Origin of the sequence: Nocardia sp. NPDC020380 (assembly GCF_044386975.1) — a bacterium.
GTDB lineage: Bacteria > Actinomycetota > Actinomycetes > Mycobacteriales > Mycobacteriaceae > Nocardia.
The window spans coordinates 533334-550656 of the sequence record NZ_JBIRVQ010000006.1; the positions used below are offsets into that span (position 1 = coordinate 533334).

Consider the following 17323-nt stretch of genomic DNA (forward strand, 5'->3'; position numbering starts at 1 on the left):
CAAACTTTCAGCGAAACCCGCAGCGGCCCCCTAATATTCGACGGCATGTCGGGTAGCCGTAAAGCGGGTGTGGCACGGTGCTGCGCGTGATCGCACGTCGTGCACGTCATGGTCTGATCGTTTCGGTGGTGCTGCTGGCGGGTTGCTCCGGCGGCGGATCCGGCGCCGCGGGTACCACATCCGCGGTGCCGGTGAATCCGGCAGCAAATCCTCAGCAGGGGATGGGAAACCTGCTGCCGGGCATGCCGCCGCCACTATCCCCGGCCGACGTCTACGCGGGCGGCCGGAAACTCAGCCCGGCGGTGGCGGATCAGCCGACCCGGGTGTACGTGCCGAACAGCGAATCCGACACCGTCACCGTCATCGACCCCGACACCTTCCAGGTGATCGACACCTATCCCTCCGGCGGCCGGGAACCGCAGCATGTGGTGCCCGGCTACGACCTGCAGACGCTGTACGTCAACGACGACCTGCCCATCGGCAGCGGCGCCTTGCTGCCCATCGATCCGCGCACCGGGAAACCGGGAGATCCGATCCCGGTGCGGGATCCGTACAACATGTACTTCACGCCCGACGGCAAATACGCGCTCGTGGTCGCGGAAGCCGACCGGTCCCTCGACTTCTACGACCCGCACAGCTGGCAACTCCAGCACTCCGTCGAAGTGCCCGACTGCACCGGCGTCAATCACATGGACTTCACCACCGACGGCCGCACCGCGCTCGTCAGCTGTGAATTCAGCGGCCGCATGGCCGTCGTCGACATCGCCGGCCGCACCCTCGTCCGCACGATCGAGCTGCCCGGCGGCGGCAGCGGCATGCCGCAGGACGTGAAACTTTCCCCGGACGGCCGGACCTTCTATGTCGCCGACATGATGGCCGGCGGCATGTACAGCTTCGACGCCGAGACCTTCGACAACACCGGTTTCATCCCGACCGGCGACGGCACGCACGGCCTCTATGTGACACGTGACTCGAAACGGATGCTCGTCACCAACCGGCACGCCGGCAGCATCTCGGTGTGGGACTTCGCCGAGAACAAGATCGTCGACACCTGGCCCATCCCCGGCGGCGGCAGCCCCGATATGGGCAATCTCTCCGCGGACGGCCGGGTGTTCTGGGTCTCCGGCCGCTACAACTCCGAGGTCTACGCCATCGCCATCGTGGATTGGAAGCTGCTGGCCCGCATCCCCGTCGGCCGCGGACCGCACGGGCTCACCCTCTGGCCGCAGCCCGGGCGCTACTCCACGGGGCACACCGGCGTAATGCGTTGAGAATCAACGACTGTGGATCACATCCAAATCCGCGTCGAATCGACTGTCCGGATCCACTATTGAAGCGGGCCGGGCAGTGGGGGTCGGTTTACCCGAATCGCACGCTCTACCTGCGGGTTTCTACTGGCGGGTAGCCAATAACCATACTGGCGAGTAGCCCGGACTCGATTACATAGGGGCTCTGGTACTGGTTACACTCCCCGTCATGACGAGTGTCCAGCAGCAGCCTTCGCCGGGGTCGGCGGGCGCCCCTGATATCCACACCACCGCCGGCAAGCTGGCTGATCTGCGCAATCGGCTGGAAGAGGCCAAGCACCCCATGGGTGAGGCCGCTGTCGACAAGGTGCACGCCAAGGGCAAGATGACCGCGCGCGAGCGCATCCTCGCCCTGCTGGACGAGGGGTCCTTCGTCGAACTCGACGCGCTGGCCAAGCATCGCAGCGTGAACTTCGGCCTGGAGAACCAGCGTCCGCTCGGCGACGGCGTGGTGACCGGCTACGGCACCATCGACGGCCGCGACGTCTGCATCTTCTCCCAGGACGTCACCGTCTTCGGCGGCTCGCTCGGCGAGGTCTACGGCGAGAAGATCGTCAAGGTCATGGATCTGGCGCTCAAGACCGGCCGCCCGCTCGTCGGCATCAACGAGGGCGCCGGCGCGCGCATCCAGGAAGGCGTTGTCTCCCTGGGCCTTTACGGCGAGATCTTCCACCGCAACATCCAGGCCTCCGGCGTGATCCCGCAGATCTCGCTGATCATGGGCCCGGCCGCCGGCGGCCACGTGTACTCGCCGGCGCTGACCGACTTCGTCGTCATGGTCGATCAGACCTCGCAGATGTTCGTCACCGGTCCCGACGTGATCAAGACCGTCACCGGTGAGGAAGTCACCATGGAGGAGCTGGGCGGCGCCCACACCCACATGGTGAAGTCCGGTGTCGCCCACTACGTCGCCTCCGGCGAGCAGGACGCCCTCGACTACGTCCGCGATCTGCTGAGCTACCTGCCCAGCAACAACCGCGCCGAGGCCCCCCGCTTCCCGGCCACCGCCACCGCGGGCGCCATCGAGGAGAACCTCACCGAGGCCGACCTCGAACTGGACACCATCGTCCCGGACTCGCCGAACCAGCCGTACGACATGCACGAGGTCATCAAGCGCCTGGTGGACGACGAGGAGTTCCTCGAGGTCCAGGCCGAGCGCGCGATGAACGTGATCGTCGGCTTCGCCCGCATCGACGGCCGCAGCGTCGGCTTCGTGGCCAACCAGCCCTCGCAGTTCGCGGGCTGCCTGGACATCGACGCCTCGGAGAAGGCCGCGCGCTTCGTGCGCACCTGCGACGCCTTCAACGTCCCGATCATCACCCTGGTCGACGTGCCGGGCTTCCTGCCGGGCACCGGCCAGGAATACAACGGCATCATCCGCCGCGGCGCGAAGCTGCTCTACGCCTACGGTGAGGCCACTGTGGGTAAGATCACAATCATCACTCGCAAGGCTTACGGCGGCGCCTACGACGTCATGGGTTCCAAGCACATGGGCGCCGATGTGAACCTCGCGTGGCCGACCGCTCAGATCGCGGTCATGGGTGCATCCGGTGCGGTCGGCTTCGTCTACCGCAAGCAGTTGAAGGACGCCGCCGCCGAGGGTGCCGACGTCGACGCCCTGCGCCTCGAGCTGCAGAACGAGTACGAGGACACCCTCGTGAACCCCTACGTGGCCGCCGAACGCGGCTACGTGGACGCGGTCATCCCGCCGTCGCACACGCGCGGCCAGATCGTCTCGGCGCTGCGTCTGCTGGAGCGCAAGATGGTCAGCCTGCCGCCGAAGAAGCACGGCAACATTCCGCTCTGATTCGACGATATGCGCGGTATGGGGCGCACACTGACTATCTGGACCGGTGACTCATACCGCGCAAGAACGCCTCATCCGAGCAAAGATGGTAAGAGCGAAACCCTCGATTTCGGGGATCGCAACGAATACCGTTTGCGGACCGGAAAACCTTCCACCCGCGAACCCAGCCGCGTTCCGGCGCGGCGATTGGACAGGAGGACTGGCGCTGTGACGACCATGGCCGACGAAGAAGTACTGCGCGCCGCCGAACTGGATCTAGCCGTCGACACCGAGTTGGCGGAAGCCGTCGATACGGCCGTCGCCGAGGCCGGACCGTCGACCGCAGGGCCGGTCATCCAGGTCCTGAAGGGCAACCCGACGGAGCTCGAACTGGCCGCCCTGGTGGCCGTGTTCGCCGCCGCCTCGGCAAACGGTTCCGCCGGTACCGCCGACAACGGCCCGGCCGACAACTGGGGCCGCCCCACCCTGATGCACCGGGGCAGCTCTCCCTTCTCCCCGTACGCCTTCCCGGCCCTGTCGCAGCTGCGCGACTGAGCCCGCCTCCCCGCGAATCCTGCTCCGCAGCAGCAGGATCCGGGCCGCGCAGGGAACGCCGGGCCCCGCACCGGGTGGATGACCCGGCGAGGCAACGTATCCGCAGCACGCTTCGCACCCCGCGGTATCGCCGAACCCGGCCCGATGCGCCGGGCATCGGGCGGTATCAGCGGTCTCCGGGAACGTCGTTAGACTTCCCGGCGTGACGATCTTCGTGCTGGCCTCCGCGTCTCCGGCGCGATTGGGCGTCCTCCGCAATGCGGGTGTCGAACCCGTCGTCCGGGTCTCGAATGTGGACGAGGACGCGGTGGCCGCCGCGCTACCGGCCGGCACTACACCCGATCACGTGGTCACCGAACTGGCCCGCGCGAAGGCGCACGACGTGGCTGCCGCGCTGGCCGCCGAATACCCCGATTCCGTTGTGGTGGGCTGCGATTCGATGCTGCTCGTGGACGGAAACCTGCAGGGTAAACCGCATACGCCCGAGGTGGCGAAGGCGCGCTGGGCCGAGATGGCCGGGCGCAGTGCCGATCTGCTCACCGGGCACTGCGTGCTGCGCGTGCGAGACGGTGCGATCAGCGCCGAGGCCGCCGACTGCAGTTCCACCACAGTCCATTTCGCCGCGCCCGGCCCGGAGGAGCTCGACGCCTACATCGCCACCGGCGAGCCCCTGAAGGTGGCCGGTTCGTTCACCCTCGACGGTATGGGCGGCTGGTTCGTGGATCGCATCGACGGCGATCCGTCCAGTGTGATCGGGATCGGCCTACCGCTGGTTCGTCGACTGCTTGCCGAAGTTGGTGTCGGCATTGCGGAGTTGTGGGTCGGCAGTGCGGAGTTGCGGAGCGACGCGGCTCGTTGACGGCGCCAGCCGGGGTTCCCCGGTCTCCGCGCCGTCCTCCTCGCTGCCGGCGGCCGCTTCGGGCGGCCGGACACCGCCGATGAGCTCCAGTCGCGCCACGCACAGTTCCGGCTCCACGAACGGGTGCAGGCGCACGTTCACGTGCTCGCGGGCGCCGTTGCGGTCCAGCACCTCTCGCATGAGCCCCAAATGCACGCCGCACACCACCTCGGAGTGGGTGCGGGCGAGTTCGCGCAGCGGACAGGCGGTCATGCGGATCATGGCCTGTTCGTCGGTCTCGGTGGCGTGGTCGCGTTCGGGTGCGAAGCCGAGTTCGGACATCAGCGTGACGGTGAGATCCTTGGCGTCGTCGAGGGATTCGACGGGCTGGTCCACCGATTCCATCTTCGCGCCCCAGGCGCGCCCGGCCGCGATGGCGGCGTCGGAGCGGCGGCGGGGGTCGCTGCCCAGCTGGTCGGCCAATACCTGGGCCAATTCCTGATAGCCGACGGATCGCTGTACGGCGGTGTATCCGATGCGCGGGCGGCCGCGGCCGCGCGGGGGCTGCTGGAATTGGCGGACCAGGGATTCGCGGGTGAGGACGTCCAAATGGAAACGAACCGTAGTCACATGCTGGCCGGTGACGCGCGCCAGTTCTTGCGCGTCGAGAGGCTCGCTGGCGCCACGTAGGATCGCGAGCAGTCGTCGTCGCGGCCAAGAATCGGACATAGCTCACCCCTCCTCTCGGGAGACTTTATCGGATGAAGCTGCGCTTAATTCGCCCAATCACCCGATTCGTGATCTGAACCGAGTTTCGTATCCAGTACATGCCTACGATCGGTGTCGAGATTCGAACCGCAAAATCTACCTACACTCATCCCACCACGTGTGAAGGACCAACAACGTGCCCGTCGCCCCGGATCCGCATCCCTCGTTCGGCTCCTACGCATATCCTCACCGACTAGTAACCACAGAGTGGCTGTCGGCAAACATCGGCGCGTCGGGACTCAAGATCATCGAGTCCAACGAGGACATATTGCTATATGACATCGGCCATGTCCCCGGTGCCATCAAGATCGATTGGCGAACCGAGCTGATCGACCCGCTCACCCGGGATGTCATCGATGGTGCCGCCTTCTCTCGACTCATGCGTGTCAAGGGTGTTGAACGCGACGATACGGTTGTCATCTACGGCGACAAGGCCAATGGCACCGCGGCCGCCACTCTGTGGGTGTTCTCCCTTTTCGGGCACACCGATGTCCGCCTGCTGGACGGCGGCCGGGACGCCTGGATCTCCGAGGCCCGCGACACCACCTTCGAAGTGCCCAACGCCGGCCTCGGTGAATACCCGGTCCTCGATCGCGACGACAAGGCCGCCCGTGCCTTCCGCGAGGACGTGCTCGCTCATCTCGGCGGAACGCTGATCGACGCGCGCGTGCTCGAGGAGTACACCGGCGAGCACGTCGTGCTGGATCGCCCCGAGGAGCAGGCGCTGCGTGCCGGGCACATTCCGACCGCGGTGAACATCCCGTGGACCGCCTCGGTCGGTGCGGATTCGCGGTTCCGCCCCCGCGCCGAACTCGATGTGATCTACGGTGGTGTCTCCGATGGGCATGCACCGCTGGTGTACTCGCGCATCGGAGAACGGTCGGCGCTCACCTGGTACGTCCTCACGTATCTGCTGGGCGTGCCCGGAGTGCGTAACTACGACGGCTCCTGGACCGAATGGGCTAATGCGGTCGGTGCCCCGATCGTCGTCGGTGACGAAGCTGGTGTTGCGCCTACTGCTCGGTAGCCCTATCCCGGTTCGGTGGTTGTTGGCAGACTGCCTACACTCGCCCAAGACGAAAGTTTTCAGAGCACAGGAGGCTCAGTGCCCAACCATGCCAACGCGCAGATCACAAAGGTCCTCGTAGCCAATCGAGGCGAGATCGCCGTGCGCGTGATCCGGGCTGCCAAGGACGCCGGGATCGCCAGCGTTGCCGTGTATGCGGAACCGGACGCGGACGCGCCGTTCGTGAAGCTCGCCGATGAGGCCTTCGCGCTCGGTGGTCAGACCTCGGCGGAGTCGTACCTGGTGTTCGACAAGATCCTGGATGCCGCCTCGAAGGCCGGCGCGGATGCGATCCACCCGGGTTACGGCTTCCTGTCGGAGAACGCCGATTTCGCGCAGGCCGTGCTGGACGCGGGTCTGATCTGGATCGGTCCCTCGCCGCAGTCGATCCGCGATCTGGGTGACAAGGTCACCGCGCGTCACATCGCGCAGCGCGCGAACGCGCCGATGGCCGCGGGTACCAAGGATCCGGTGAAGAACGCCGACGAGGTCGTGGCGTTCGCCAAGGAGTACGGCGTGCCGGTGGCCATCAAAGCCGCTTTCGGTGGTGGCGGTCGCGGCATGAAGGTCGCGCACACCATCGAGGAGATCCCGGAGCTGTTCGAGTCCGCGACCCGTGAGGCCGTGGCGGCCTTCGGTCGTGGTGAGTGCTTCGTGGAGCAGTACCTGGACAAGGCGCGCCACGTCGAGGCGCAGGTCATCGCCGACACGCACGGCAATGTGGTGGTCGCGGGTACTCGTGACTGCTCGTTGCAGCGTCGTTTCCAGAAGTTGGTCGAGGAGGCGCCCGCGCCGTTCCTGTCCGATGAGGTGCGCGCGAAGATTCATTCCTCGGCCAAGGCGATCTGCCGTGAGGCCGGGTACTACGGCGCCGGCACGGTGGAGTATCTCGTTCAGGGCGAGACGGTTTCGTTCCTCGAGGTCAACACCCGTCTGCAGGTCGAGCACCCGGTCACCGAGGAGACCGCGGGAATCGACCTGGTGCGCCAGCAGTTCCGCATCGCCGAGGGCCACGAGCTCTCCATCACCGAAGACCCGACTCCGCGTGGGCACTCCTTCGAGTTCCGCATCAACGGTGAGGACGCCGGTCGTGGCTTCCTGCCGGCTCCGGGCCCGGTCGTGGTCTACAAGGAGCCCGCGGGCCCGGGTGTGCGCGTGGATTCCGGTGTGGTCGCCGGTTCGGTGATCGGTGGTCAGTTCGACTCGATGCTGGCCAAGCTGATCGTGACCGGTGAGAACCGGGAGCAGGCGTTGCAGCGTGCGGCGCGGGCGCTGGCCGAGTACGAGATCGAGGGTTTGGCCACGGTCATTCCGTTCCACCGCCACATCGTGGAGAACCCGGCGTTCATCGGTGACGGCACCAAGTTCGACGTCTACACCAAGTGGATCGAGAACGAGTGGGACAACCCGATCCAGCCCTACACCGGTGGTCAGCCCATCGATGACGAGGACGAGGCGCCGCGGCAGAAGGTGGTCGTCGAGGTCGGCGGTCGCCGCCTCGAGGTGTCGCTGCCGGGCCAGTTCTCCGTCGGCGCAGGCGCTTCGGGCAATGGTGCGGCCGCGGGTGTGGTGCGCAAGAAGCCGAAGCCGCGCAAGCGTGGTGGCGGTGCCGGTGGCGCCGCGTCCGGTGATGCCGTGACCGCGCCCATGCAGGGCACCGTGGTGAAGGTCGCAGTCGAAGAGGGTCAGTCGGTCGAGGCCGGTGATCTGGTGGTGGTGCTGGAGGCGATGAAGATGGAGAATCCGGTCACCGCGCACAAGGCCGGCGTCATCACGGGCCTGTCGGTGGAGGCCGGTGCGGCTATCACACAGGGCACCGTCCTCGCTGAAATCAAGTGAGCACAGCGCTCGCTGAGATCAAGTGAGATAACCGAACTTTCGGGAAACTCCTGAATGGGCCGCTCATCCGATGAGCGGCCCATTCGCAATTCCAGATAAGGTCGAAGGTATGGCTGAACCACCGGAGATCCGCATCGGCACCGCGGAGCGCGAGGACGCGATGAAGCGGCTCTCCGATCACTTCGCCGCCGGCCGGCTGAGCGTGGCCGAATTCGACGAGCGCAGTGGGATAGTCGCGGCGGCCATGACCCGCGGTGACCTGGCCAAGGTGTTCACGGATCTGCCGGATCCGGTGTCGGAGAAGCCCGCCCCGGTGGCCAAGCGTTCCGGTTTCGGCACGCAGTGGCCGGAGCGGGTCATGCCGGTGGTGCCGATCCTGTGCGTGATCCTGTTCTTCGTCACGCACCAGTGGTGGATCTTCCTGCTGATCCCGCTGGCCGGTGCGGTGCTGTTCGGTGGCCGGGACAATATGCGCCGCCGCGAGTATCGCGATCAGCGCCGCCGGGATCGCCGCGATCGCCGTGACGAACGGCGCGGCTACTGATGGAACCCATTGAAATCAATGCGGGCAGTTGGTATCTGCGCGCCCTCCGCGCCGACGAGCGCATCGACGACCGCCCCGCCCTCGCCGACGGCGGCATCACCGACCCCGGCTACGTCGCCCGCCGCACCGCGGAATGGGCCGACGAGACCCACTTCTCGTGGGCGGTCTGCATCCCCACCACCGCCGAACTGGTCGCCGAGATCGGCGTCCACCCCGGCTCCGACGGCACCGCCGAGATCACCGGCTGGGCCCGCGACGGCTACGCGGACGCCCTCGCCGACGGCCTGAGTTCGGTGCGCCGTTTCACCGCCGGAGCGCTCGGCCTGGAACCCGTCGGACCTGCGTAAACGTCGCACAGCACGGCAAAAATCATTGGTGCAAGGCCTTTTTGCCGTGGACTCTGGGAACCGCCAATCCGAACCGATGAAGGGGAGGCGGTCATGTGGAACTGGAGCAGACACCAATCCGAAAGAGCAAGCGCGGCCTCGTTCACGCAGTGGCGGGTTCGTGAGCCGCGGCCGACCGTGACGGATCTCGAGCCGTTCGGGCCGGGCCCGGGTGAACAGGGCCCGGAACCCGGTGCGGGCGAGCGCGACTTCGGTCGCGTCGAGGCAGCGGTCGCGGGGGCGACCGCCGCGGTCGGCATCGCCGGCGCCGGTGCGGCGCTCGCGCAGGCCGGTAATGACCTCGCGCAGGCCGGCAATGACGTCGGCGGGGGCGGCGAGGGGACCTACGACTCCGACCCGGAGGGCACGATGGCGGGCCTGTTCGAGGCGCTCGCCGGAATGCTGGAGGCGTTGCAGGCGGCTCCTTGAGGGGTTACGTGTACCGGTGCGGGTGAACGCCGAGGGGTTGCCCGCACCGGAACACCGTTTCCGGCCCGCCCGCCGAGGGTTTCGTGCTGGGCAGAGCAGATCGCCCAGGTCGTTACCGGGATCCGATGCGGTGGGATCAGCCGGGGTTGTCGCCGGGTTCCGGTAGGGCGGGATCAGCCGAGGGTGTCGCCAGGTTCCGGTGGGGTGGGATCAGCCGGGGGGTGTCGCCAGGTTCGGGTGGGGCGGGGCCGGCCAGGGCGGTTGCGGGCGGGCGGTGGGGTAGCGTCGGCGCTATGAACCGGGCACCCCTGGAAGTCGAGCGGTTGCGGCGCGAGGCCGGGCCGTTCTTCACGGAGATCGATGTGGTCGAGTCGACCGGGTCCACCAATGCGGATCTGGCTGCGCGCGCGGCGGATTCGACGGCCGACCGGGTGGTGCTGATCGCCGAGGCGCAGGAGCGCGGCCGCGGTCGGCACGAGCGGGTGTGGGTGAGCCCGCCACGGGCGCAGCTGGCGATGTCGCTGCTTGTCCGGGTGCGCGGAATCGATCCCGCGGTCATGGGGTGGCTGCCGCTGCTGACCGGCATCGCCGCGGTCGATGCCGTGCGTGCCACCGCCGGGGTGAAGGCGGTCCTCAAGTGGCCGAACGATGTCCTGGTCGACGGCCGGAAGCTGGCGGGAATCCTGGCCGAGGTCGCGGCGGTCGGCGCGGATCCGGCCGTGGTGGTGGGCATCGGCCTGAACGTGAGCCTCACCGAGGCGGAACTGCCTGTGCCGCACGCGACTTCGTTGTCGCTGTGCGGCGTGCCCGAGGCCGACCGGACGGCCCTCGCAGCGGCGATCCTGCGCGAGTTCGCCGGTCGCTTCACCGCGTGGGAGGCCGCGGGCTGGGATATCGCAGACCTGGCCGCCGCCTACCGGGATCGGTGTTCGACCATCGGTGCGCAGGTCCGGGCCGAGTTGCCGGGCGGTGAGATCCTCACCGGAATCGCGACGGGGATAGATGAACACGGCCGGCTGCTGGTCGGCGACCGCGCTGTCTCGGCCGGTGACGTCACCCACCTGCGCGCCGAATACTGAACTCCCGCAACCCGAGTCGTTCCGGCCGGTTCGGCGGGCGCGGGGCCGGGCCTCGTTGCCGGCGGCCCTGCGCGGGTCGGCGCTACGCGGGCTGCAGCTGGCCGCGGGCGGCTTCGCGGGCGAGCAGGCGATCGCGCTGCTCCTCGAATTTCCCGACGTCCTGCTGCAATCGGCCGACGAAGGCGGCGAGTTCGTCGCGTGCCTGTTCGCCGATCGGGCCGAAGTCGTTGCGCTCGAACACGTTCCAGTTCTTCAGTACCGGGTTCACGACCTCTTCCAGGTGCTGGCGCAGGTCGTAGATGCCGTGCTTGGCCATGATGACCCCGTTGCGCCGCCAGTTGGGCATGCCGGAGCCGGGCATGACGAAATGGGTGAGCACCTTGGTGATGGCGGCCATGGCCTGGTCGGGCACCAGGTCCAGGCCGGCGCCGCAGAGGGTGCGGTAGAAGATCATGTGCAGGTTCTCGTCGGCGGCGATGCGTTGCAGCATGCGGTCGGCGATGGCGTCGTTGCACACCCGGCCGGTATTGCGGTGCGAGATGCGGGTGGCGAGTTCCTGGAAGGTCACGTAGGCGACGTTCTCCAGGAAACCGCCCCAGTCGTCGGGGGACTGGGCGCCATTGGTCATGTGGATCATGCGCGCCTCTTCGAGCGCGACCGGGTCGACGCCGCGGGTGACCACGAGGTAGTCGCGGATGACGATGCCGTGCCGGTTCTCCTCGGCGGTCCAGCGGCCGACCCAGGTGCCCCAGGCGCCGTCCTGGGAGAAGTTCTCGGCGATCTCCCGGTGATACGAGGGCAGATTGTCCTCGGTGAGCAGATTGGTCACCATCGCGATCTTGGCGACCTCGCTGAGCCCGGATTGGGACGGATCCCAGTCCTCGCCACCGAGCGCGGCGAAGTTACGGCCCTGATCCCAGGGCACATAGTCGTGCGGGTGCCAATCCTTGGCCATCGAAAGGTGTCGGTTCAGGTTCGCTTCGGCTACCGGTTCGAGCTCTTTCAGTATTTGGAACTGCGTCAACTCTCTGGTCACACACGCCTCCGTAGTGTCTTTGAAGCACTTGCGCGGGACTACTGAAAAACAACGCGGGATCGTGCCCCCGATGCCGGGGCAACCGCACGATTGTGCTCCAGACCGCTGTTCGGCGTGCGGCATTCCGACATCTCCGCGCGATAGGGTTTCGGTATGGGATACCCGGAAGAGACACTGGCGCCGGAGGAGCGGCTGCTACTGCATCGGCATCCGCATTGGAAGATGTTGTTCTGGCCCGCTGTGACTTTCATCCTTATCACCGCATTGGCCGGATTCGGTGCCGGTGTGACGGTGCGCAATACGGACGGCACCCTGCAATCCGGTCTGCTGCTGGGGATTCTGGTGGTGTGGCTGCTGATCGTGGTGTGGCGCAGTATCACACCGCTGATCCGTTGGAAGTCGACGCATTTCATCATCACCGACCGCCGGGTGCTGATTCGGCAGGGCGTACTCACCCACACGGGCAACGATATTCCGATGAACCGCATCTCGAATGTGCAGTTCCGCCATGGCCTGTTCGACCGCATGCTGGGCACCGGAACGCTCATCATCGGGTCGGCGTCGGAGGAACCGCTGGAGTACGACGACATCCCGCATGTGCAGCAGGTGCACGCCCTGCTCTACCACCAGGCGTTCGATGTGGTGCAGAACAATCCGAACAATGGTGGTGGCTTTTACGGATCTTCGAACGTGTATCCGTAAGCTTGTCCCGTGACCGCCGTACTGCTGGCCGAAGACGACGAGGCCATTGCCGCGCCGCTGTCGCGAGCCTTGGGTCGTGAGGGCTACGCGGTGACCGTGGAGAGTTATGGTCCCGCCGTGCTCGAGCGGGCCCTCGAAGGCGGCCACGACCTACTGATCCTGGACCTCGGCCTGCCCGGCATGGACGGGCTCGAGGTGTGCCGCCAGGTCCGTGCTCGCGGCGCCGATCTGGCCGTCCTCATGCTCACCGCGCGCACCGACGAGGTGGATTTCGTGGTCGGCCTGGACGCCGGCGCCGACGACTATGTGGGCAAACCGTTCCGGCTGGCCGAACTGCTGGCCCGGGTGCGGGCCCTGTTGCGGCGCAGCGGAATCGGGGACGAGGCCGTCGAGGTGGGCGGCATCCGGCTGGAACCGGCGGCGCGCCGGGTATTGGTGAACGGTGTCGAGGTGAACCTCGCGAACAAGGAGTACGAGCTGCTGAAGGTGCTGATCGATCGGGCCGGGCAGGTGGTGTCGCGGGAGACCATTCTGCGGGAGGTGTGGGGCGACGCGGATCTGCGCGGCTCCAAGACTCTCGACATGCATATGTCGTGGCTGCGCCGGAAAATCGGCGACGAGGGACCGGTAGCCGAACGCCGCATCGTCACGGTGCGCGGCGTAGGCTTCCGCTTCAACACCGATTAACGCGTCAGCTTCATCCGGATTCTCCGTGCTGCTCCGTGCGCCCTGGCTGTCCCGCAACAAGTCCGGTCCATCCGATAGCTCCGTGAAGCGAGGCATCTCGACGATGAGACGCAGAATTCTGCTGTCGATGGTCGCCGCGCTGACGCTCACCACTCTCGTGCTGGGCGTGCCGCTGGCGTTCACCGCGTGGCAGTGGGTGGAGGACATCACCCGCAACGACCTGCGCACCCGCCTGGATCGCATCGCCGAGGAGGTGATGGCCCAGGAGGGCACGCCCGACGGCTTGGTGCACGGTGAACTCGATGTGCGCTCGGTGCGGCTGCTGGTCCCGGCGGACGGCAAGCTGACCATCGTCTATCCGACGCCGCAGGACAATGCCTCCCGCATCGATATCGGCGTGAACACGGTGAACGATCCGGTCGTGGAGTCACTGTCCATGGGCACCTCCGGGTCGCTGCGGATGGAAACCCCTGCCGCGCCCATGCATTCCATGCAGCAGCAGGCGCTGTTCGCGGTGCTCGGGCTGGTGCTCATCTCGCTCGGCGCGGGTATCGCGGTGGCGGTGGTGACCGCGCGGCGAGTGGCGGATCCGCTGCGGGATGTGGCGGCGCGCGCCGCGCGCCTGGCCATGGGGGATTTCCGGGCCGATCCGCGCCGGCACGGCATCACCGAATTGGACCGGGTCTCCGATGTTCTCGACTCCGCGACGGTGGAGATCGCCGGCCGGCTGCAGCGCGAGCACGCGCTCGTCGCGGATGTGTCGCATCAGCTGCGCAGCCGCCTGACCGCGGTCCGGCTGCGACTGGACGAATTGTCCACGCACAACGATCAAGCGGTGGTACACGAGGCGGAAGAGGCCATGGCACAGGTGGATCGGCTCACCGACGCCATCGACGAACTGGTCCGCGCCTCCCGCGACGAGGGCGCGGCCGACCGTGACCCGGTGCCGGTGGTGGCCGAACTGCGCAGTGTGGTCGCCGAATGGCGGCATCCGTTCGCGGAGGCGGGACGCAAACTGGTGCTGCTCGGCGACCCGACTCTCAAAGCGCCCGTGACGGGTTCGCGATTGCGGGAGGCGGTGGCGGTGCTGGTGGACAATGCGCTCATGCACGGCGGCGGCACCTGCACGGTATCGGTGCGGACGGTCACCAGCGGCCGGCTCGACGATCGGGAACCGCTGGTCGTCGTCGAGGTGGCGGACGAAGGTGACGGCGTGCGTGACGAAATGGCGCCGCACATCTTCGACCGCGGCTTCTCCGCCGCCGGTTCCACCGGTGTCGGGCTGGCCCTGGCCCGCGCGCTGGTCGAAGCCGACGGTGGCCGGCTCGAACTGCAACGCCGCCGGCCCGCGCTGTTCGCGGTGTTCCTCGGTTCCAGCACCGGCTCCTTCCGCAATACCGGTGGGCCCAGTACCGAACCGCGCTGACTTCTATCACTTCTCTAACTGTTCGCTAGCGGTCGCTGAGTAGTCGCCTCATACCTTCGGATTCGTCCAGAGGAAACGGCGAAGATCGCCGGCGAACGAAGGAGAACTCATGCAGAAGCGCAGCGTGCGCCGTGGTGTCGTGGTCGGCGGGCTCGCCGGAATGGCGGTGGTGACCGCGCTGGTGGTGCCGGCCGTGGCCAATGCCGCACCGGCCGATGTGTCCCCGTCCGACACCATCACCGTCACCAGGAACGATGACGGCACGGTGTCCGTCGTGCCCGCGTCTCCCGGTTTCCTGCCGGGCGTGGACGCCGTGCCCGCGACGCCGATCCAGCCGGGTCAGCGGGTACAGCTCCAGCCGGGTGACGGGCCCGCGGTGACGGTCGCGCCGCAGCGTGCGATGCCGTCGACGGGCAGTGCGGGTTGATCGTTCGCTGAGAGTTGTCTCAGGTCGCGTCAGTAGGGTCGGTGCCGTGAACAGCCCGATGACCGGTGTGGTGAGCAGCCCCCGGATTCTGGTCGTGGACGACGACGTGCGAGTGCTGGCGTCGGTGGCGCGGGGGCTCCGGATGTCCGGTTTCGAGGTCGAGACCGCGGCGGACGGAGCCGCCGCGCTGCGGCATATCGGGACCGACGCCCCGCAGGCCATGGTGCTGGATCTGAACATGCCGGCGCTGGACGGGGTGCAGGTGGTGACCGCGCTGCGGTCGCTGGGCAATGACATTCCGATCTGTGTGCTGAGCGCCCGATCGGAGGTCACCGATCGCATCGACGTCCTGGAAGCGGGCGCCGACGATTACCTGACCAAACCGTTCGACCTGGGGGAGCTGGTGGCGCGGCTGCGCGCAATGCTGCGCCGCGCGCCCACTCCCGCGGCCGAGGGCGACGACCGCATCGTGATCGGCCCGCTCACCGTCCGGCCGTCCGCTCGCCGCGCCTCAGTCGACGGTGTCCCACTCGATCTGACCAAACGTGAATTCGACCTGCTGGCAGCGCTTTCCGCCGCGCCCGGACAGGTCCTCTCCCGCACGCAGTTACTGGATCGCGTGTGGGGTTACGACTTCGAGACCCAGACCAAGGTGGTGGATGTGTTCGTCTCCTATCTGCGCCGCAAACTGGAGGCCGGCGGTGCGCCCCGGCTCATCCATACGGTGCGCGGCGTCGGCTTCGTGCTGAGACTCGAACCATGAAGCTGCCCACAGCGTTTCGAGTACGGCGTCCGTTCTCGCTACGAGCCCGTGTCGCGCTGGCGAGTGCGGTGACGGCGGCCGTGGTCGTCGGGGCGATGAGTGCCGTATTGTTCGCGTTCGCCCCGAACGACGCCAGGACACAAGTGGTTTCGGTGGTCAGCGCCCTGGCCGTCACGCGCGCGGACGACGGGGCGACCGGCGCCGGGGACCCCGCTGACACGGTCGTGGTGCCGGATGGGTCCGCGACCCCCGGCCACCCCGCGACCTCCGCTCGGTCCACGCCTCCGGGTCAGGCGCCGGTTCCCGGCCGACCGCCCACTGCGGGCGTGGCGCAGCCCGCCGCACCGTTGGCGCAGGCCGAGTACGCACGCACGGTGCCGGTGAACGGCAGTCCGGTCGTACTGGCGGTCCCGCAGAGTGTGGCCACGGATTCCATTACCAAGCAACGTCTTCGCATCATCGCCATCGGTGTTGCCGCGACCGTGCTGGCGGCCCTGCTCGGCTGGTATCTCTCCTCCCGCGCGGTCTCCCCGCTGCGCCGCCTCACCGCCGCCACCGCGGGCCTCGGCGATCGCCTGGAGTTGGAGCCGCCCCGGCAGCCCGCCGCCAGCGAGACCGCAGAACTGGCCGACGCCATGAACACCATGCTCGCCCGCATCTCCGACGAGCGCCGCCACACCACCGAAGCCCTGGTCACCGCAAGGGATTTCGCCGCCACCGCCGCCCACGAACTCCGCACCCCCCTCACCGCCATGCGCACGGACCTCCAGGTCCTGCGCTCGATGCCGATGTCGGAGTCGGAGCGCACCGAGATCATTGACGAGGTCCTCACCACCCAATCCGCCGTCGAATCCACCCTCGCCGCCCTCGAGCGCCTCGCCCAAGGCGACCTGACCACCGAATCCGATTGGGAAGACCTCGATCTCGGCGAAATCATCGACCAGGTAGTGGACGACGCCACCCGCCTGCACCCCGCCGTCACCATCACCACGACGGCCGTGGACCCCCTCCACCTCCGCGGCCTGGCCCCCGGCCTCCGCTCGGTCATCGAGAACGCCGTCACCAATTCCCTCCGCCACGGCGCCGCCACCCGCATCGATATCGCCGCACATCGCCTGCGCGACAAGGTGATCCTCACCATCGACGACAACGGCACCGGCATCCCGGCCCCCGACCGCCCCCGCGTCTTCGACCGCTTCTACCGCGCCAGCCCAACCCCCGGCAGCGGCCTCGGCCTGGCCCTGGTCGCCCAGCAAGCCCGCCTGCACAACGGCACCGCCACCATCGAAGACAGCCCCCTCGGCGGCGTCCGCCTCACCGTGACCCTGAGCCCCGGCGAGGCGCCGCCACCGCACTGACTGTCAATTCTGCGGCTGCGCCCGAATGCAAGACCCATCGGGATTCCGTTTGATACAAATCCCCGGCGCCAGCCAGGGCATGGGCCGCCGAGAGCAACTCCCATTGTCGATGAAGTTCCCATCGCACAACGAGTTGTCCTCCCGCGCTACGGCACTCGCTCCGGCGACCGGACAGCCCAGCGCCATCACGGTCGCGATTCCGATCCCGGCCAAGTTTCGTGCGATCGTGCCGGGTCCACTGCGTTGACTCATTTCCGTTCCCCCTAGTTTGTTTCCGTTTGGAAACGTTAGGGGGAATGAGCCCTGCAATCCACCGACTTTTCTCGA

The 17323-nt window shown here is 67.5% G+C and carries 18 protein-coding genes; 16 read left to right on the forward strand and 2 right to left on the reverse strand.

What is annotated here, in order from left to right; all coding sequences use genetic code 11:
• Positions 1-86 precede the first annotated feature (86 nt).
• From ACH438_RS19140 to ACH438_RS19155, 4 genes are all read left to right on the forward strand, one after another.
• Positions 87-1271: a beta-propeller fold lactonase family protein gene (locus tag ACH438_RS19140; protein ID WP_397006904.1), complete on the forward strand. Its 1185-nt coding sequence runs from the start codon at positions 87-89 to the stop codon at positions 1269-1271.
• Between the two features lie 205 nt (positions 1272-1476).
• Positions 1477-3114 carry an acyl-CoA carboxylase subunit beta gene (locus tag ACH438_RS19145; RefSeq protein WP_397006906.1) on the forward strand — a complete coding sequence of 546 codons (1638 nt, stop codon included), beginning with the start codon at positions 1477-1479 and terminating at the stop codon, positions 3112-3114.
• 216 nt (positions 3115-3330) lie between these two features.
• Positions 3331-3648 (forward strand): acyl-CoA carboxylase epsilon subunit, encoded by a 318-nt coding sequence (locus ACH438_RS19150; RefSeq protein ID WP_397007139.1) that lies wholly within the window; start codon positions 3331-3333, stop codon positions 3646-3648.
• Between the two features lie 202 nt (positions 3649-3850).
• A complete protein-coding gene (locus tag ACH438_RS19155; protein ID WP_397006908.1) occupies positions 3851-4507 on the forward strand; it encodes a Maf family protein in 657 nt (218 codons plus the stop codon).
• Here ACH438_RS19155 and ACH438_RS19160 read toward each other — a convergent pair.
• The gene (locus ACH438_RS19160) at positions 4412-5215 is read right to left on the reverse strand and encodes a helix-turn-helix transcriptional regulator (protein ID WP_397006910.1); all 804 of its coding nucleotides are present in this window, start codon (positions 5213-5215) and stop codon (positions 4412-4414) included. The two genes, ACH438_RS19155 and ACH438_RS19160, sit on opposite strands and share 96 nt — an antisense overlap.
• 175 nt (positions 5216-5390) lie before the next feature.
• Here ACH438_RS19160 and ACH438_RS19165 point away from each other — a divergent pair, with 175 nt between their 5' ends.
• The 6 genes from ACH438_RS19165 (at position 5391) to ACH438_RS19190 (ending at position 10597) form a co-directional block, all read left to right on the forward strand.
• Positions 5391-6281, forward strand: a complete 891-nt coding sequence (locus ACH438_RS19165; RefSeq protein ID WP_397006912.1) for a sulfurtransferase — start codon at positions 5391-5393, stop codon at positions 6279-6281.
• Between the two features lie 78 nt (positions 6282-6359).
• A complete protein-coding gene (locus tag ACH438_RS19170; protein ID WP_397006914.1) occupies positions 6360-8159 on the forward strand; it encodes a biotin carboxylase N-terminal domain-containing protein in 1800 nt (599 codons plus the stop codon).
• 109 nt (positions 8160-8268) lie between these two features.
• A complete protein-coding gene (locus tag ACH438_RS19175; protein WP_397006916.1) occupies positions 8269-8703 on the forward strand; it encodes a DUF1707 domain-containing protein in 435 nt (144 codons plus the stop codon).
• Positions 8703-9050: a hypothetical protein gene (locus ACH438_RS19180; protein ID WP_397006918.1), complete on the forward strand. Its 348-nt coding sequence runs from the start codon at positions 8703-8705 to the stop codon at positions 9048-9050. The genes ACH438_RS19175 and ACH438_RS19180 overlap by 1 nt, the downstream gene beginning before the upstream one ends.
• Positions 9051-9143: 93 nt before the next feature.
• On the forward strand, positions 9144-9518 hold the full coding sequence (locus tag ACH438_RS19185) for a hypothetical protein (RefSeq protein WP_397006920.1): 375 nt from the start codon (positions 9144-9146) through the stop codon (positions 9516-9518).
• A gap of 293 nt (positions 9519-9811) precedes the next feature.
• Complete coding sequence (locus ACH438_RS19190) at positions 9812-10597, forward strand: biotin--[acetyl-CoA-carboxylase] ligase (protein ID WP_397006922.1); 786 nt, start codon at positions 9812-9814, stop codon at positions 10595-10597.
• 82 nt (positions 10598-10679) lie between these two features.
• On the opposite strand, the gene ACH438_RS19195 is transcribed toward ACH438_RS19190, so the two are convergent.
• Entirely contained in the window at positions 10680-11633 is a 954-nt protein-coding gene (locus ACH438_RS19195) for an acyl-ACP desaturase (protein WP_397006924.1), read from the reverse strand.
• Between the two features lie 153 nt (positions 11634-11786).
• Between ACH438_RS19195 and ACH438_RS19200 the strand changes: the two genes are divergently transcribed.
• The 6 genes from ACH438_RS19200 to ACH438_RS19225 all read left to right on the forward strand — a co-directional run bounded on the left by ACH438_RS19200 (position 11787) and on the right by ACH438_RS19225 (position 16996).
• Positions 11787-12335, forward strand: coding sequence for a PH domain-containing protein (locus ACH438_RS19200; protein ID WP_397006926.1), 549 nt, complete (start codon positions 11787-11789; stop codon positions 12333-12335).
• Positions 12336-12344: 9 nt separating this feature from the next.
• Positions 12345-13022, forward strand: a complete 678-nt coding sequence (locus ACH438_RS19205) for a response regulator transcription factor (protein WP_067720599.1) — start codon at positions 12345-12347, stop codon at positions 13020-13022.
• Positions 13023-13125: 103 nt separating this feature from the next.
• Positions 13126-14448 (forward strand): sensor histidine kinase, encoded by a 1323-nt coding sequence (locus tag ACH438_RS19210; RefSeq protein WP_397006929.1) that lies wholly within the window; start codon positions 13126-13128, stop codon positions 14446-14448.
• Between the two features lie 109 nt (positions 14449-14557).
• Positions 14558-14875 carry a hypothetical protein gene (locus tag ACH438_RS19215; RefSeq protein WP_397006931.1) on the forward strand — a complete coding sequence of 106 codons (318 nt, stop codon included), beginning with the start codon at positions 14558-14560 and terminating at the stop codon, positions 14873-14875.
• A 58-nt stretch (positions 14876-14933) separates the two neighbouring features.
• Entirely contained in the window at positions 14934-15638 is a 705-nt protein-coding gene (locus tag ACH438_RS19220; RefSeq protein ID WP_397007141.1) for a response regulator transcription factor, read from the forward strand.
• Positions 15635-16996, forward strand: a complete 1362-nt coding sequence (locus tag ACH438_RS19225) for a sensor histidine kinase (RefSeq protein WP_397006933.1) — start codon at positions 15635-15637, stop codon at positions 16994-16996. Before ACH438_RS19220 ends, ACH438_RS19225 begins: the two co-directional genes overlap by 4 nt.
• Positions 16997-17323: the final 327 nt, after the last annotated feature.

Excerpts from the sequence above, each read along its gene's own strand:
- ACH438_RS19210 (WP_397006929.1), top strand. The coding sequence starts at position 13,126 with ATGAGACGCAGAATTCTGCTGTCGATGGTCGCCGCGCTGACGCTCACC.
- ACH438_RS19160 (WP_397006910.1), bottom strand. The coding sequence starts at position 5,215 with ATGTCCGATTCTTGGCCGCGACGACGACTGCTCGCGATCCTACGTGGC.
- ACH438_RS19220 (WP_397007141.1), top strand. The coding sequence starts at position 14,934 with ATGACCGGTGTGGTGAGCAGCCCCCGGATTCTGGTCGTGGACGACGAC.
- ACH438_RS19190 (WP_397006922.1), top strand. The coding sequence starts at position 9,812 with ATGAACCGGGCACCCCTGGAAGTCGAGCGGTTGCGGCGCGAGGCCGGG.
- ACH438_RS19180 (WP_397006918.1), top strand. The coding sequence starts at position 8,703 with ATGGAACCCATTGAAATCAATGCGGGCAGTTGGTATCTGCGCGCCCTC.
- ACH438_RS19225 (WP_397006933.1), top strand. The coding sequence starts at position 15,635 with ATGAAGCTGCCCACAGCGTTTCGAGTACGGCGTCCGTTCTCGCTACGA.
- ACH438_RS19185 (WP_397006920.1), top strand. The coding sequence starts at position 9,144 with ATGTGGAACTGGAGCAGACACCAATCCGAAAGAGCAAGCGCGGCCTCG.
- ACH438_RS19200 (WP_397006926.1), top strand. The coding sequence starts at position 11,787 with ATGGGATACCCGGAAGAGACACTGGCGCCGGAGGAGCGGCTGCTACTG.
- ACH438_RS19150 (WP_397007139.1), top strand. The coding sequence starts at position 3,331 with ATGGCCGACGAAGAAGTACTGCGCGCCGCCGAACTGGATCTAGCCGTC.
- ACH438_RS19145 (WP_397006906.1), top strand. The coding sequence starts at position 1,477 with ATGACGAGTGTCCAGCAGCAGCCTTCGCCGGGGTCGGCGGGCGCCCCT.
- ACH438_RS19175 (WP_397006916.1), top strand. The coding sequence starts at position 8,269 with ATGGCTGAACCACCGGAGATCCGCATCGGCACCGCGGAGCGCGAGGAC.
- ACH438_RS19215 (WP_397006931.1), top strand. The coding sequence starts at position 14,558 with ATGCAGAAGCGCAGCGTGCGCCGTGGTGTCGTGGTCGGCGGGCTCGCC.